Annotated in this window: 12 protein-coding genes; 9 read left to right on the top strand and 3 right to left on the bottom strand. The window is 72.8% G+C overall.

Annotated elements, in window-relative coordinates; all coding sequences use genetic code 11:
• Window positions 1-17: 17 nt before the first annotated feature.
• The 5 genes from FHX31_RS27705 (at window position 18) to FHX31_RS27685 (ending at window position 6,370) form a co-directional block, all read left to right on the top strand.
• Window positions 18-707, top strand: a complete 690-nt coding sequence (locus FHX31_RS27705; RefSeq protein WP_184977451.1) for a TIGR03089 family protein — start codon at window positions 18-20, stop codon at window positions 705-707.
• A 386-nt stretch (window positions 708-1,093) separates the two neighbouring features.
• Window positions 1,094-1,951, top strand: a complete 858-nt coding sequence (locus FHX31_RS27700) for a GNAT family N-acetyltransferase (RefSeq protein WP_123109967.1) — start codon at window positions 1,094-1,096, stop codon at window positions 1,949-1,951.
• The gene (locus FHX31_RS27695; RefSeq protein WP_013283697.1) at window positions 1,944-2,267 is read left to right on the top strand and encodes a hypothetical protein; all 324 of its coding nucleotides are present in this window, start codon (window positions 1,944-1,946) and stop codon (window positions 2,265-2,267) included. Before FHX31_RS27700 ends, FHX31_RS27695 begins: the two co-directional genes overlap by 8 nt.
• Before the next feature lie 92 nt (window positions 2,268-2,359).
• Window positions 2,360-3,313 carry a zinc metalloprotease gene (locus FHX31_RS27690; protein WP_091330335.1) on the top strand — a complete coding sequence of 318 codons (954 nt, stop codon included), beginning with the start codon at window positions 2,360-2,362 and terminating at the stop codon, window positions 3,311-3,313.
• Window positions 3,314-3,463: 150 nt separating this feature from the next.
• Window positions 3,464-6,370 carry an RHS repeat domain-containing protein gene (locus FHX31_RS27685; RefSeq protein ID WP_123109966.1) on the top strand — a complete coding sequence of 969 codons (2,907 nt, stop codon included), beginning with the start codon at window positions 3,464-3,466 and terminating at the stop codon, window positions 6,368-6,370.
• Between the two features lie 47 nt (window positions 6,371-6,417).
• On the opposite strand, the gene FHX31_RS27680 is transcribed toward FHX31_RS27685, so the two are convergent.
• On the bottom strand, window positions 6,418-8,097 hold the full coding sequence (locus FHX31_RS27680) for a DNA repair helicase XPB (protein ID WP_123109986.1): 1,680 nt from the start codon (window positions 8,095-8,097) through the stop codon (window positions 6,418-6,420).
• Window positions 8,098-8,313: 216 nt separating this feature from the next.
• Between FHX31_RS27680 and FHX31_RS27675 the strand changes: the two genes are divergently transcribed.
• Both FHX31_RS27675 and FHX31_RS27670 read left to right on the top strand, forming a co-directional pair.
• Entirely contained in the window at window positions 8,314-9,189 is an 876-nt protein-coding gene (locus tag FHX31_RS27675) for a L,D-transpeptidase family protein (protein ID WP_123109965.1), read from the top strand.
• A gap of 144 nt (window positions 9,190-9,333) precedes the next feature.
• Window positions 9,334-9,570: a hypothetical protein gene (locus FHX31_RS27670; protein ID WP_013283702.1), complete on the top strand. Its 237-nt coding sequence runs from the start codon at window positions 9,334-9,336 to the stop codon at window positions 9,568-9,570.
• 1 nt (window position 9,571) lies between these two features.
• Here the strand turns inward: FHX31_RS27670 and FHX31_RS27665 are convergent, their stop codons facing one another.
• Window positions 9,572-12,034 (bottom strand): helicase-associated domain-containing protein, encoded by a 2,463-nt coding sequence (locus FHX31_RS27665; protein WP_184977450.1) that lies wholly within the window; start codon window positions 12,032-12,034, stop codon window positions 9,572-9,574.
• A gap of 37 nt (window positions 12,035-12,071) precedes the next feature.
• Between FHX31_RS27665 and FHX31_RS27660 the strand changes: the two genes are divergently transcribed.
• Together FHX31_RS27660 and FHX31_RS27655 are read left to right on the top strand one after the other, a co-directional pair.
• Window positions 12,072-12,695, top strand: a complete 624-nt coding sequence (locus tag FHX31_RS27660; protein ID WP_013283704.1) for an HAD family hydrolase — start codon at window positions 12,072-12,074, stop codon at window positions 12,693-12,695.
• A 28-nt stretch (window positions 12,696-12,723) separates the two neighbouring features.
• On the top strand, window positions 12,724-13,110 hold the full coding sequence (locus FHX31_RS27655; protein WP_026267952.1) for a cold-shock protein: 387 nt from the start codon (window positions 12,724-12,726) through the stop codon (window positions 13,108-13,110).
• On the opposite strand, the gene FHX31_RS27650 is transcribed toward FHX31_RS27655, so the two are convergent.
• Window positions 13,071-13,901 carry a 1,4-dihydroxy-6-naphtoate synthase gene (locus FHX31_RS27650; protein ID WP_184977449.1) on the bottom strand — a complete coding sequence of 277 codons (831 nt, stop codon included), beginning with the start codon at window positions 13,899-13,901 and terminating at the stop codon, window positions 13,071-13,073. The genes FHX31_RS27655 and FHX31_RS27650 overlap by 40 nt on opposite strands.
• Between the last annotated feature and the right edge of the window lie 32 nt (window positions 13,902-13,933).

The following is a 13,933-nucleotide window of genomic DNA, read 5'->3' as shown; positions in this document are numbered from 1 at the left end:
AGGGAGGAGTACATCCGATGGCCACCCGCGCACCCGCCGCCGTCGCGACCGACGAGCCACTGCTGACCTACCTCGACGACGCCACCGGCGAGCGAACCGAGCTGACCGGGCCGCAGTTGGGCCGGTGGGCGGCCCGTAGTGCCGGGCTGCTGCGCGACGGGTGCGGGCTGCGCCCCGGTGACCGGGTGGCGGTGCTGCTGCCGCCGCACTGGCGTACCGCGGCGGTGCTGATCGGCGCCTGGTCGATCGGACTGACCGTGTCGTTCCGTCCCCGCGCGCTGGCCGGGCTGCCGGTGCTCGAACCCGGCGCGGACCGGCCCTACGACGCGGTGTTCGTGACCCCGGAACGCCTCGACGACTGGCTGGAGGACGTGCCCGAGGGGACGCACCGCTACCTGGTGGGCACCGGGCCGGGGCAGCTGGCCGAGGTGCCGCCGGGCTGGCTGGACTGGTCGGCCGAGGTGCTGCGGCACCCGACCGACCCGCCGGACTACACCGCCGTCGACCCGTCCGACCCGGCCACGCCGGACGGCACCAGCTTCGGCGCGTGGCGCCGCCTGGCCGCCGAGATCGCCACCCAGATGAACCTGCACCAAGGTGATCGCCTCGTGATCGACCCGACCGAGGACGAGCAGCCCCTGAAGTGGCTGCTGGCCCCCCTCTCGGCAGGCGCCACGGTCCTGATCCACGCCACCCCCACCCCCTAGCCCCGCCCTCCCTCCCCGCCCGCGCCGCGCCTACCGCCCTCGCTCTCGTCGATCTTGCGGTTTCGGCCCTCCTGATGCCCGGGTTGCGACTTTTGTCAGGGCGGCAACTGCATGATCAACGGGGTGGTGGGGGCGCTTCCGTCGGTCCTGGAGCTGTGGCGCCCAGATGGTCGGATTAGCGGTATTCGTGAGGTGCCACAACTCCAAGATCGCGGAGGGTGCTTCCGAGATCTCGAACGATCCCAGTCCGTGGGGCGTCTGTCTCAAGGTGGGTGGCCCGGAGGGTCGGGGTGGGTGGGGAAAGTGGTTGACCTCGGGGGGAGGGGTGGGGCCTACTGCGTCGGTGTGCTGGACCGTGGGGGTCGGGCGGGGTGGCGGGAGCGGGCGTGGACGGGACGGATGCGTTGGTCTGGCGGGAGTTCGGCGAGGACGACCTGCCCGCGTTGACCGGCCTGGCGCAGGCGTGCCTCGCCACTGACGGCGGGTTGCCGCTGTTCGGGCGTACCCCGTTGGCGCGGGCGCGGCTGCTCCAGACGCGTACCCACGGCGCCTGGTCCGGCGACGACCTGGTCGCGGCCGTCGGGGTCGGCACCGGACGGACGCCCGCCACCGCCACCGGCCTCGTGCACCCGGCGTGGCGCGGGCGCGGGCTCGGCGGCGCGCTGCTGGACCGGGCGGAGAACCAGGCGGAAGGTGCGGGCCTGCTGGTCACCACGGAGACGTGGACCGCTGGCGCGGAGGAGTTGTTCGCGGCGCGTGGTTACACGCGGACGTTCCTGGAGTGGGTGCTGCGGCACGACCTCGACGCGCTGCCCGAGGTCGCCGCGCCGGACGGCGTGACTGTGGAGCCTGCGACGCTGGGGCGGGAGTTGTTCGCCACCTACCGCGCGTCGTTCGCCGACCGGCCCGGATTCGTCGAGCCGGAGGCCGCCGAGTGGCTGGGCGACCTGCGTGACGACGAGGACTTCCGCCCGGAGCTGACGCTGCTCGCACGCGGCCCGGACGGTGGGCCGGCCGGCTTCGTGACCGTGCTCGACAACTGGATCGACCAGGTTGGCGTGGTACCCGGGTGGCGCGGGCGGCGGGTCGGCGCGTACCTGGTGGCGCGCGTGCTGCGCGGCCTCGCCGACGCGGGCGCGGACGCCGCGTGGCTCTGCGTCAACGACGACAACCCGGCCGCCGGGCTGTACCGGCGGCTCGGCTTCCGCGACTTCGGCCGCCGCGCCCGCTATCTGCATGGCTGACCCGACGCGGGAGGCGATTCTGCGGGCCCTCGCCGACCTGTGGGCGAACGGCTGCCCGGTGCCCGCGCCCGAACTCCACGAACGGCTAGCCGACGTCGGTCTGCGCCGGTGGCGCAGCGTCGCCCGCCGGCACCGGGGGCGGCGGCTCGGCCCGGACGACCGGCTCAGAGATCTGGTACGCGGACTGGTCGCCGCGTTCGAGCCGGACCCCAAGCTGGTCGGGCCGCTGGTGCGCGACTACGAGTGCGTGGCGCGCGCCATCGCCGACGCCGTGACATCGACCGAGCCGCCGGGGGCTGTTGCGGACGCCCGGTGACGTGGTCTCATGGCGGAACGACGACGTCATCGATCCGCAGCTTTGACAACCCCGCGTCGGTACTCCTTTCATGCCTCTCGAAAGGTGCAACGATGCACAGGAAACCGACGATCCACCTGGCAGTGCTCGTCGCTGCCGCCGCCACCTTCCTGACCGCCGGAGGAGCCTCCGCCACGACCGCACCCGTGGCCGCCTCTCCCGCGGTCGCCGAGTGCGAGCCGGGCGCCGACAACCACAGCGCCGCCCGGGTACGCGAGGGCGCCACCGTCAAGGAGCCCGAGCTCTACTCGACGAACGAGGCCAAGGCGTACGGCGTCATCAAGGACTCGCCGCGCCTGGCGAACGGCAGCGTCACAGTGCCGACGATCTTCCACATGATCTCGGACCACGAGCTGAGCGCGGCCGAGAAGGCCCGTTGGAACACGCTCATCTCGGCGCAGATGACTGTGCTGAACGACTCGTTCGCGGGTCGTACCGCGGCCGACGCGTCGGACACGCCGTTCCGCTTCTCGCTCGTGGACACCACGTGGACCGTCAACAGCTCCTGGTACACGGTGGTGCCGGGCAAGAGCGAGCGGGACATGAAGAAGGCGCTCTACACCGGCGACTCCCGCACGCTGAACGTCTACGCGGCGAACATCGGTGACGGGCTGCTCGGCTGGGCGTACTTCCCGAAGGGCTACAACAACGGCCGCGACTACATCGACGGCGTGGTGATGCTCGACGAGTCGATGCCGGGCGGCACGGCCGGCAAGTACGCGCTCGGTGACACGCTCACGCACGAGGTCGGGCACTGGCTGATGCTGGAGCACACGTTCGCGCACGGCTGCTCCGCGTCCGGCGACTTCGTGGCCGACACCCCGCGTGAGGCGGCGCCGCAGTTCAACTGCCCGATCGGGGCGGACACCTGCACCGCGCCGGGCCTCGACCCGATCCACAACTTCATGGACTACACGCAGGACTCCTGCATGAACATGTTCACCCCGGGCCAGGCCGACCGGATGAGCGACGCCTGGGTCGCGTTCCGCGCCGGCGGACGAGGCTGACCGCGAGACCGGGCGGGGCGTGACGACGCGGTCCGCCCGGTCGACCGGAGCCCACCCGAATCGGCGTACTCAGATGTCGTCCCTTCTCGATACCCTCATGCGACTCGACGGCGATGCACGCCGTTGTCCAACGGGGGGAGGGGCATCGTCGTGCGCGCACGAAGAATGCTCGCCGCGTCACTGGGCACTGTGCTCGGTGCCGGCCTGATCAGTGTCGACACTGCTCCGGCGCAGGCCTACGAGCACCGGACCACCGGCAAGTCCGGCTGGGCCTACACGGATTCGCAACAGCCGAGGAAGTCGTTCGTCAACACGGACGGGGACGCGCCGGTCGGCGCCTGGACGGACGCGACCGGCACGAAGCACAAGTCCCGGTCCTACTTCACCTTCGACATCTCGCGTTTCCGCGGAACCGTCGTCCACAAGGCGGACCTGGTCGTCGCGGAGCGCTCCGCGGCGGACTGCGCGACCGCCCAGCCGGTCGAGCTGTGGCGTACCGACCCGATCACCGCGACCACGAGCTGGGCGTCGAGCCCGCGTCGTCGCGAGCTGCTCGGCACGGTGCAGGCCGGCGGGGAGGCGGCCTGCCCCGGCTATCTGGCGTGGGACATCATGCCCGCCCTCCAGAAGCTCGCGGATCAGGGCAAGCAGACGCTCACCGTCGAGATCCGGGTGCCGCACGGCTCCGAGGGCAAGCTCTCCCACGGCCGTAAGCTCCGCCCGTTCCCGGTGATCAACAGCGAGGCGAACCACGCGCCGACGGTCGGGCAGATCGGGATCGACTTCCCGGCCTGGGCCTGCGGGACCAAGACCGAGCCGCAGCCGGTGGGGCCGCGCAACCACGGCCTGATGGTCAAGGGCGCGGACGCGGACAGCAACGACGCCAACTACCGGGGGCAGTTCGCGGCATGGCCGGTCGGCCACGAGGACCAGCGCGCCGAGCAGTTCGGCTACAGCTACGGCGGCGCCCTCTCGAAGCTCGACTGGGACATGTCGCAGTACCCGCACGGGACCGTGGTGGCCTGGACCGCCCGCGCCTACGACGATCACGACTTCTCGCCGTGGGCCGAGCCGTGCTACGTCAAGGTGGACGCGCAGCGACCCGCCGCCCCCGTGGTGACCTCGGAGAAGTACCCGAACGACGGCCTGCCGCACGGCGGGGCGGGAGTGCCGGGGACGTTCACGTTCAAGGCCAACGGCTCGCCGGACGTGGTCGGCTACTACTGGGGGCGCTTCGGCGACGCGTACAACTACATCCCCGCGCCCGCGCCCGGTGCGGACGTGACCCTCGAATACACCCCGACTTCGTTCTCCGACTCGCTGAGCGTGCGCAGTGTGGACAGCGCGTCGAACTCGTCCGAGACGGTCCGCTACGAGTTCTGGGTGAAGTCGACCGCGCCGGAGGTGCAGGTGACGATGGCCGGCATCGGGCTGCCCAGCAAGCTGGCCGTGTCGACGAATGTGGAGGGGGTCACCGAGTTCGGCTACCGGATCGGTGCCGGCGGTGAGACCAGGGTGCCGGTGAACCCCGACGGCCCGACCGAGATCCCGGTGACGTTCGCCGAGGCGGGCCTCGTCAAGGTCGAGGTACGCAGCTACGTCGGCAGCGAGTTCGTCGGCGGGTACACCGAGAACGTGTCGGTCCGCGACCTGCCGACCGTGGAGTCGGCCGACTTCTCCTTCCCCGAGCACGACGGCGTGGTGGACCGGCCCGGCAGCTTCACGTTCCGGCCCGGCCGGACCGCTGTCGTGGCGTACGAGTACTCGTTCGGTGACGGCAATCTGCTGCGCGTCGACGCGGCCGCGGACGGCACCGCGGTGCTGCACTGGACGCCCACCGAGCCGGGCTGGTACGCGCTGACCGTGCGGAGCGTCAGCGCCGACGGCACGGTCTCGGAGACGCAGGAGCACCAGTTCAACGTCATCGACACCAAGCCGTCCGTCTACTCCAGCACCTACTACGAGTACGGCGCCTGGGGCGGTGTCGGCATGCCGGGTGAGTTCCAGTTCGACACCGTGATGCCCGACGTCGACGCCTACGTCTACCGCCTCAACGACGGGCCCGAGCAGGTCGTGGACACGGATTCCAGCTGGACCCGGGTGATGCTCACGCCGGACCGCTCCGGCAGCAACACGCTGACGGTGCGTACCCGGTTCCTGGACGGCTCCTTCTCGCCGACGCGGACGTACACCTTCGAGGTCAGCGACGCGCCTGTGGTGACGTCGAGCGACTACCCGGAGAACGACTCGGCGGGTCAGCCCGGCCAGACCGGCCGGTTCACCTTCAACCCCGGCCGTCCCGGCGTGACGGAGTACCGCTACGTCCTGGAGTACAGCGGCGAGGAGCAGGTGGTTGCCGCCGGCGCGGACGGCCGGGCGACCATCGAGATCACGCCGACGCACTCCGGCTACACGCTGCTGACGGTCACCAGCCGGACGGCCGACGGCACGGTCAGCCCGGAGCGCCGGTACTACTTCCGGGTCCGTGAGCCGCGGGTCAACGTCAGCAGCGCGTACGACGAGTACAGCCCGCGTGGCGGGGTCGGGTCGGTCGGCACGTTCGGGGTGTACACCGAGATCAGCGAGGTGACGACCTTCGAGTACCAGCTCAACGGCGGCGCCTGGCAGAGCGTGCCGAAGAAGCCTGATGCGTTTGTCACGGACATCACCGTGACGATGGACCGCAACGGCGCGAACCTCATCTCGGTGCGGGGCCGTACCGCCTCGGGCGACCAGACGCCGCAGACCGACTACCCGTTCCTGGTCGGCACGGCGCCGCTCGTCGCGTCGGGCACCTACCCGGCCGGTCAGTGGTCCGGCGGTGTGGGGGTGGCCGGTGAGTTCACCTTCACGCAGGGCAGCCCGGGTGTGACCGAGTTCGAGTACACGGTCGACGACGGGCAGCCGGTGACAGTGGCCGCGAACGCCGCCGGAGTCGCCACGGCGACCTTCACCCCGACCTCGGCCGGCTCGTACACCATGCGGGTGCGCGGCCGGACCGCCGACGGGGTGTGGACCGACACGACGAGCTACTACTTCCTGGTCAACTACTCCTGACCCGGTCGTGACGGTGGGCCGCCCGGAAGGGGCGGCCCACCGGTCGCTCAGTCGACTGTGGGCAGCGACGGCCCGAGCACGTCGTCGGCGTCCACGATGGTGTACGCGTACCCCTGCTCGGCCAGGAACCGCTGCCGGTGCGCGGCGTACTCGGTGTCGATGGTGTCCCGGGAGACCACCGTGTAGAAGTGCGCCTGCCGGCCGTCGGCCTTCGGGCGCAGCACCCGGCCCAGCCGTTGCGCCTCCTCCTGCCGGGAGCCGAACGTGCCTGACACCTGGATCGCCACCGCCGCCTCCGGCAGGTCGATGGAGAAGTTCCCGACCTTGGAGATGACCAGGGTGCGGATCTCGCCGGAGCGGAACGCGTCGAACAGCCGCTCGCGCTCCTTGTTCGTGGTGGAGCCCTGCACGATCGGCGCGTCCAGGTATTCGCCGAGCTGGTGCAGCTGGTCGAGGAACCCACCGATGACGAGGACCTGCTCGGACGGGTGCCGGTCCACCAGGGCCCGCACCACGGGCAGCTTCGTGCGGGCGGTCGCCGCCATCCGGTAGCGCTCCTCGGCCTCCGCCGTCGCGTACGCCAGCCGCTCGGCGTCGGTGAGCGTCACCCGTACCTCGGTGCACTCCGCCGGGGCGATCCAGCCCTGCTGCTCGATGTCCTTCCACGGCGCGTCGTACCGCTTCGGGCCGATCAGGCTGAACACGTCGCCCTCGCGGCCGTCCTCGCGTACCAGAGTCGCGGTGAGGCCGAGCCGGCGACGGGCCTGGAGGTCCGCCGTGAAGCGGAAGATCGGCGCGGGCAGCAGGTGCACCTCGTCGTAGACGACCAGGCCCCAGTCGCGGGCGCCGAACAGGTCCAGGTGGGTGAACGCGCCGCCGCGCCGTGAGGTGAGCACCTGGTACGTGGCGATGGTGACCGGGCGGATCTCCTTGCGCTCGCCCGAGTACTCGCCGATCTCCTCCTCGGTCAGCGACGTGCGGGCGATCAGCTCCCGCTTCCACTGCCGTCCCGCCACCGTGTTGGTGACCAGGATCAGCGTGGTCGCCTTCGCCTCGGCCATCGCCGCCGCCCCGACGAGCGTCTTGCCGGCGCCGCAGGGCAGCACCACCACGCCGGACCCGCCGGCCCAGAACGCCTCGACCGCCTCCCGCTGGTACGACCGCAGCGTCCACGGCTTGCCGCCGTCCTTGCCGGACTCGGCCAGCTCGATCGGGTGCGCCTCGCCGTTCACGTACCCGGCGAGGTCCTCGGCCGGCCAGCCCAGCTTGAGCAGCGCCTGCTTGAGCCGCCCCCGCTCGGACGGGTGCACCGCGACGGTGTCGTCGTCGAGCTTGGCGCCGAGCATGCCGGCGAGCTTCTTGCTCTTGGCGACCTCGATCAGCACCACCCGGTCGAGCGCGCGCAGCACCAGGCCGTGCACCGGGTCGTTGGCGAGCTGGAGCCGGCCGTACCGGTCCATCGTCTCGGCCACGTCGACGAGCAGTCCGTGCGGCACCGGGTAGCGCGAATACTTGATCAGCGAGTCGACCACGCCCTCGGCGTCGTGGCCGGCGGCCCGGGCGTTCCACAGGCCAAGCGGCGTGAGCCGGTAGGTGTGCACGTGCTCGGGGGAGCGTTCCAGCTCGGCGAACGGCGCGATCGCCATCCGGCACGCCTGCGCGTCGGGGTGATCCACCTCCAGCAGCAGCGTCTTGTCCGACTGCACGATCAGTGGTCCACCGCTCACGCCAGCGTCCTCTCGCATCGCCCGGAACCCGCTGCCCGGAAACTCGTCGCCCGGAACCCGGTCGCCCGGCATCCCGTCCGCACCCCGGCTGACCTGCCGCAGGCCGACCATCCAGTGTTGCACGCCGGAGGGCGCCGCAAAAAAGTCTCGCTGGACAGGCAACGTCATACTCGTCCCACACGTCTAGCAAGCGGGACAACTGTCCAGGGAGGGCCCATGCAGCGTGTCCGGTTTCTCGCCCGGGTCACCGCCCTGGCGGTGGTCGTGCTGGTCGGTGTCGGCGCCTGTGCGCTCGATCCGCAGGCGGAAGGCGCCGGGGGGAGCACCCCCGGCCCGGTCGGGCTGACGGAGGGAGCATCGGGGGCGAGCGCGTCGCCCACGCCGGATCAGCCGGTCACGTCCCCGTCGGCGCAGCCGAGCCGGACGGCCTCGCCGAAACCCTCCCGGTCGCCGGAGGCGACGAGGACGACGAAGCCCAAGCCGAAGCCGAGCGCGTCCGCCGGGTGCCCGCAGGGGGAGCACCAGCGGGCCGTGGAGACGTACCTGACCAGGCTGGGCGGCTTCGGGACGCTGACCGTGGACGGCGAGCAGTCCGCCGCCGACTGCGCGGCGATCAAGAAGTTCCAGATCCGGTACGGGATCAGCCCGTCCTCCGGTCGCGCCGGCCCCACCACCTACGACGTGGCGAAGCGGCTCGCCGCCACGGACACCGCGCGGTGCAGGGCCGGTTCCCGGCTCACCTTCTGCGTCGACCTGACCCGGCAGACGGTCTGGGCGATGCGCGGCGGCACTGTGGTGATGGGCCCGACAGTCACCCGCACCGGCATGTCCGGCTACGCCACCCCGGCCGGCACGTACTCGGTGGGCCGGAAGAACCCGCGCGAGTGGTCCAACCCGTACGAGGTGTGGCTGCCGTACTGGCAGCAGTTCAACGGCGGGATCGGCTTCCACGAGACCACCACCTACCTGCACAACGGCGCGATCGGCTCGCACGGCTGCGTCAACCTGCTGCACCGTGACGCGGTACGCCTGTGGGAGCTGGGCTCGGTCGGCACCCGCGTGGTCGTGATCGGCCGCCGCCCCGGCACCTGAGCGCGCCGCCCGGCACCTGAACCGGCCCGGAACTCGTCCCACCCGTGACCGGACCGCCCGGATCAGGGTTTTAACCCCTGTCCGCGCGGTCCGGTTGGTGTAACCCTGGAAGCCGGGTCCATGCCGGGACGGGGAGGGACTGCCATGACCGTTGACCAGGACGTGCTTCCCGAGGACGAACGGACGCGGCAGCAGGAGGTGCCCACGGCGGTCGTGCTCGCCTACGCGGCCGCCGCGGCGGGGGTGTTCGGCTGGTTCCTGTTCGGGCTGCTGGTGCAGCAGCAGGGCTTCGTCGACTCGGTGGGCGAGTCGGCCGGTGCCGCGTTCGCGTTGCTGCTGGCCGTGTCGGTGATCGGCACGCTGCGCCGCAACGGGGAGTAGCTCACTCCTCCAGCACCGCCGCAGTGATCCGGTGCAGCGCGAACGTGTGCAGCATCTCCGTCCGGTCGTCCTCGGCGCGCAGGTAGCCGGCGCCGATCGACACCGGCCGGACCAGCCGGGACGCGGTCGCCCCGTGCGCGTCGACGTAGCCGACCCAGACCAGCGCCTTGTCCCGTACCGCCTGCTGGAGCACCGCCAGCGCGTCGCCGTGCCCGGACACGGGCGCGGGACCGCCGGCCGCCGGGGCGCCGCGGACCACCGCCGGGGCCCGCCGCGCCGCCCGGGCCGCCGCCTCGCCCCGGCGGATCTGCTCCACCACGCCGAGCAGGCGGGGCATCGGCAGCTTCGGCGTGGCGAGCGGGTCGACCGCACGGCCGATCGCGGTACGCGCCGGCGCCCGCCGGGTCTTCGGCCGCGCCAGCACAGTCGCTCCGCTGGCGTCCTCCGGCACCGGGGCGTACCCGGCGTCGCGCAGCGCGGTGAGCATCCGGTTGACCTGGTACGGGGTGACCAGCACCGTGGGCGCGAGCCGGCGGAACGCCAGCGGCTCCAGTCGCCGGTCCGCCTGCACCTCGCTGAGCAGCGTCTCGTCGTCGCTGCGCACGTACGCGCCGGCCGACCCGACGCGCAGCCCGCCGTGCTTGCGGGCCGCGTCGTCGACCAGATAGGTCAGGCCCTGCGGCACCGGGGTACGCGAGCGGCGGCGGAACAGCGCGTGCAGGTCGTCGGCGGTGTAGCCGGCGTCGAGCGCCCGCCTGATGCTCGCCGTGGTGACCCGGTGCACGCTGGCTCCGCCCGCCGACTCGTGCTCGGCCACCACGTCCAGTTCGGCGGCGAGCGCCGGGTCGGGCGGGCCGGGCACCACCACTGTCAGGTCGGCCTGCACCAGCACGTGGTCGACCGGGGCGGGCAGCAGCCCGTCCAGCGCCCGTACCGTCGTCGACGCGTCGCCCGACTCGGCGTCGGAGCGCAGCCCGAGCGGGTCGTCACCGCGCTCGTCGGCCTCGGTCAGCTCGGCGAGCAGCAGCCGCCCGTACGAGGTGAGCGCATTGAGCCCGGTCACGCCCAGCGTGGCGGCCTCGGCGAGCACCTCCCGGTGCGCCGTCTCCCGCCCCCGGGCCCGCCGCGGCGCGCGCCAGTCCAGCAGTTCCAGCACCTCGTCGGTGGTCGGGGCGGTGCCGGGTGGCAGGTCGGCCAGCACGGCGAGCACCGCACGCCGGGCGGCCGGCGCCCCTGCTCGTTCCGCCTCGGCGGAGAGCACCGAGATGGGCCGGTCCCGGTCGTCGCGCTGCCCGATCAGGCCGGCCTGGCGGGACATCGACATCCAGGCGCGGGCGAGCTGCTCCCAGCGCTGGGCCAGCGACACCGCGCGCCACACCTCGTATCCGCCGGTGGGCAGGATCTGCTGGTCGCCGCCGTACCGGGTGGTGGCCGCGCCGGTCAGCTCCATCTCGCCGGTCAGCCCGGCCGCGTACGCCACCTCGAACAGCAGCGCGGTGGTCGGCTCGTCCAGCCCGAGGCCACGGGCGAGCCGCCGCAGGTCGCGTACGCCGACGCCGCCGGAGCGCAGGACCGGTGCCGGTTCGGCGGTCAGCGCCTCCAGCATCGCCTCGGTGTGCCGGACCACCTCCATGGTCTGCCCGGCGCCGGCCGAGTCGACGGACTTCACCTCGCGCGGCGGGCCGGACACCACCGGCGGGCTGGTGCGCAGCGGGCCGAGCGGACCGGCGTCGCGGCGCAGCACCAGCCCCACCTCGCGGGGCAGCTCGACGGTGCCGTTGCGGCCGCCGGACATCCGGACCAGGAGCCGGTGCTCGACCAGCCAGCGGATCGGCGAGCCGGTCGGCGCGCCGCCGTTCACCAGGTCGGGCGGGAGCACGTCCTCGGCGCCGGTGGCGGGGGCCTCCAGCGCACCGGGGGCCACGGTCCCGACCGGCGGCCCGGCGGCGAGCCGGTCCAGGACCGCGCGGGCCGAGGGCGGCGCGGACAGCAGCGTCCGCCGCAGTTTCGCCGGGTCCGCGCAGAGCGCCGCCGCGCGCGGGTCCAGCTCCGCCGCCGGCCGGCCCAGCCCCGCCGGGTACGGGGACACCTCGTCGATGCCGCCGGCCACGCACAGGTCGTGCTCGGGGCCGTACAGCAGGAACCGGGCCCGGAGCCGGTCGACGGCGGCGCGGACCGCTGTCGGGGCGGGCGGCTGCGGCCCGGCGGTGGCCATGGCGAGGATCTGGTCGGTGGAGGTGGCGCCCTCGTGGCCGCGGGTGAGCCGGGCGGCGTCGAGGATCTGGAGGGCGAACTGGTCCAGCCCGTCGAGCGCCCGGGCCACGGAGACCCGGGACTGGGCGCGCAGGGCGAGGGCGGACACGTCGGCCGGCACCGGCACGACGAGGTCCGGCCGCAGCTGGAGCAGGGCGGCAAGCGACTCGTCGGGGAGGGCCCGCAGGTGGTCGGCGAGTGAGGTGGTCATCGTCGTACCACGCTAGCCCGCTGGGTAGGTTCTCGGCATGTCTCCGCTGATGGTCGGCTTCGACCTCGACATGACCCTGGTCGACTCCCGGCCCGGGATCGCCGCCGCGTTCCGGGCGCTCACCGCGCGCACGGGCGTGCACGTGGACGGGGAACTGGCCGTCTCCCGGCTGGGCCCGCCGCTGCGTACCGAGCTGGCGCACTGGTTCCCGCCGGAGCGCGTCGAGGAGGCGGTGACGCTCTACCGGGAGCTGTATCCGGCGTACGCGATCACGCCGACCGTGCCGATGCCGGGTGCGGAGGCCGCGCTGCGCGCGGTGCAGGCGCGCGGCGGGCGGACGATGGTGGTGACCGCGAAGATGGGCCGGCTGGCGAAGCTGCACCTGGACCACCTCGGGCTACCGGTGGACGAGCTGGCCGGGGACGTGTTCGCCGAGCAGAAGGCGGTCGCGTTGCGCGAGCACGGCGCGACGCTCTACGTGGGCGACCACGTGGCCGACATGGCCGCCGCGCGAGCCGCGGGAATCCCGGGCGTGGCAGTGGCGACCGGCCCGTGCTCGGCCGACGAACTGACCGAGGCCGGGGCGTACCTGGTGCTTGATGATCTCGTCGAATTCCCGAGGGCGCTGGACCGGATCATCGGGCTAGCCTTGGAGGGGTAGACGGTTCGAGTGGAGCGGGGTTCAACAGGTGCCGACGGGTCGAGTGAAGTGGTACGACGCCGCCAAGGGGTACGGGTTCGTCACCAGTGACGAGGGTGGCGACGTGTTCCTGCCGAAGGGCGCGCTACCGGCGGGTGTCGCCGACCTGAAGGGTGGCCAGCGGGTCGATTTCAGCGTGGTCGACAGCCGGCGGGGCGCCCAGGCGATGGGGGTCAAGCTGCTGGAGGCGCCGCCGTCCGTGGCGGAGCTGCGCCGCCGGCCGGCCGAGGAACTCCACGGCCTGGTCGAAGACATGATCAAGGTGCTGGAGGCGAAGGTCCAGCCGGACCTGCGCCGGGGTCGCTTCCCGGATCGGAAGACCGCGCAGAAGATCGCTCAGCTGGTCCACGCGGTGGCGCGCGAGCTGGAGGTCTGAGGGACGAGCCCGGCGTCGGCGGCCCGGCCCAGCAGCGCCTCCACGGCGGCGAAGCCGGCCTCTCCCAGGTCGGCGGTGAACTCGTTGACGTAGAGGCCGATGTGCCGGTCCACCACGTCGGGCTCCATCTCCTGCGCGTGCGTAAGGACGTACTCGCGGCTGGCCTCCGGGTCGGCCCACGCCTGGCGTACCGACTCGCGGATCCAGGCGGCGGCCTCGACCGGGTCGACGGCGCCCCGGCGGGCCAGGATCGCGCCGAGCGGGATCGGCAGCCCGGTGTCGCCCTCCCACCACTCGCCCAGGTCGACCAGGGCGGTCAGCCCGTGCCGCGGGTAGGTGAAGCGCGCCTCGTGGATGACCAGGCCCGCGTCGTACCGGCCGGCGGCCACGCCCGGCATGATCTCGTGGAACGGCACCACCTCGATGCGCGCCGGTGCCTGGTCGGCCGCCCAGAGGCGGAACAGCAGGTACGCGGTGGTCCGCTCGCCGGGCACCGCCACCGTCGCGCCGGACAGGTCGGTCCGGTCGCCACGGGTCAGCACCAGCGGGCCGCAGCCCCGGCCCAGCGCGCCGCCGCAGGGCAGCAGGTGGTAGTCGTCGAGCAGCCAGGGCAGCGCCGCGTAGCTGACCTTCACCAGGTCGAACGCGCCCCGCTCGGCGGCGGTGTTCGTGACGTCGACGTCCGCGTAGGTCACCTCGACCGCCGGCGCGCCCGGCACCCGGCTGTGCACCAGGGCGTCGAAGACGAACGTGTCGTTGGGGCAGGGGGAGATCGCCAGGGAGAGCGCCACGGTCCCACCGTAACCCCGGTGGCCGGGCGGCC

Source organism: Micromonospora sp. CNZ286 (genome assembly GCF_014207755.1).
Note: the sequence above shows the minus strand (reverse complement) of the source record. Positions and strands in the feature narration are given on the sequence as shown.

What these genes read in the sequence shown, in the direction of transcription:
- FHX31_RS27660 (WP_013283704.1), top strand. Translation starts at nt 12,072, where the DNA reads ATGTCTCCGCTGATGGTCGGCTTCGACCTCGACATGACCCTGGTCGAC.
- FHX31_RS27665 (WP_184977450.1), bottom strand. Translation starts at nt 12,034, where the DNA reads ATGACCACCTCACTCGCCGACCACCTGCGGGCCCTCCCCGACGAGTCG.
- FHX31_RS27675 (WP_123109965.1), top strand. Translation starts at nt 8,314, where the DNA reads ATGCAGCGTGTCCGGTTTCTCGCCCGGGTCACCGCCCTGGCGGTGGTC.
- FHX31_RS27690 (WP_091330335.1), top strand. Translation starts at nt 2,360, where the DNA reads ATGCACAGGAAACCGACGATCCACCTGGCAGTGCTCGTCGCTGCCGCC.
- FHX31_RS27670 (WP_013283702.1), top strand. Translation starts at nt 9,334, where the DNA reads ATGACCGTTGACCAGGACGTGCTTCCCGAGGACGAACGGACGCGGCAG.
- FHX31_RS27705 (WP_184977451.1), top strand. Translation starts at nt 18, where the DNA reads ATGGCCACCCGCGCACCCGCCGCCGTCGCGACCGACGAGCCACTGCTG.
- FHX31_RS27695 (WP_013283697.1), top strand. Translation starts at nt 1,944, where the DNA reads ATGGCTGACCCGACGCGGGAGGCGATTCTGCGGGCCCTCGCCGACCTG.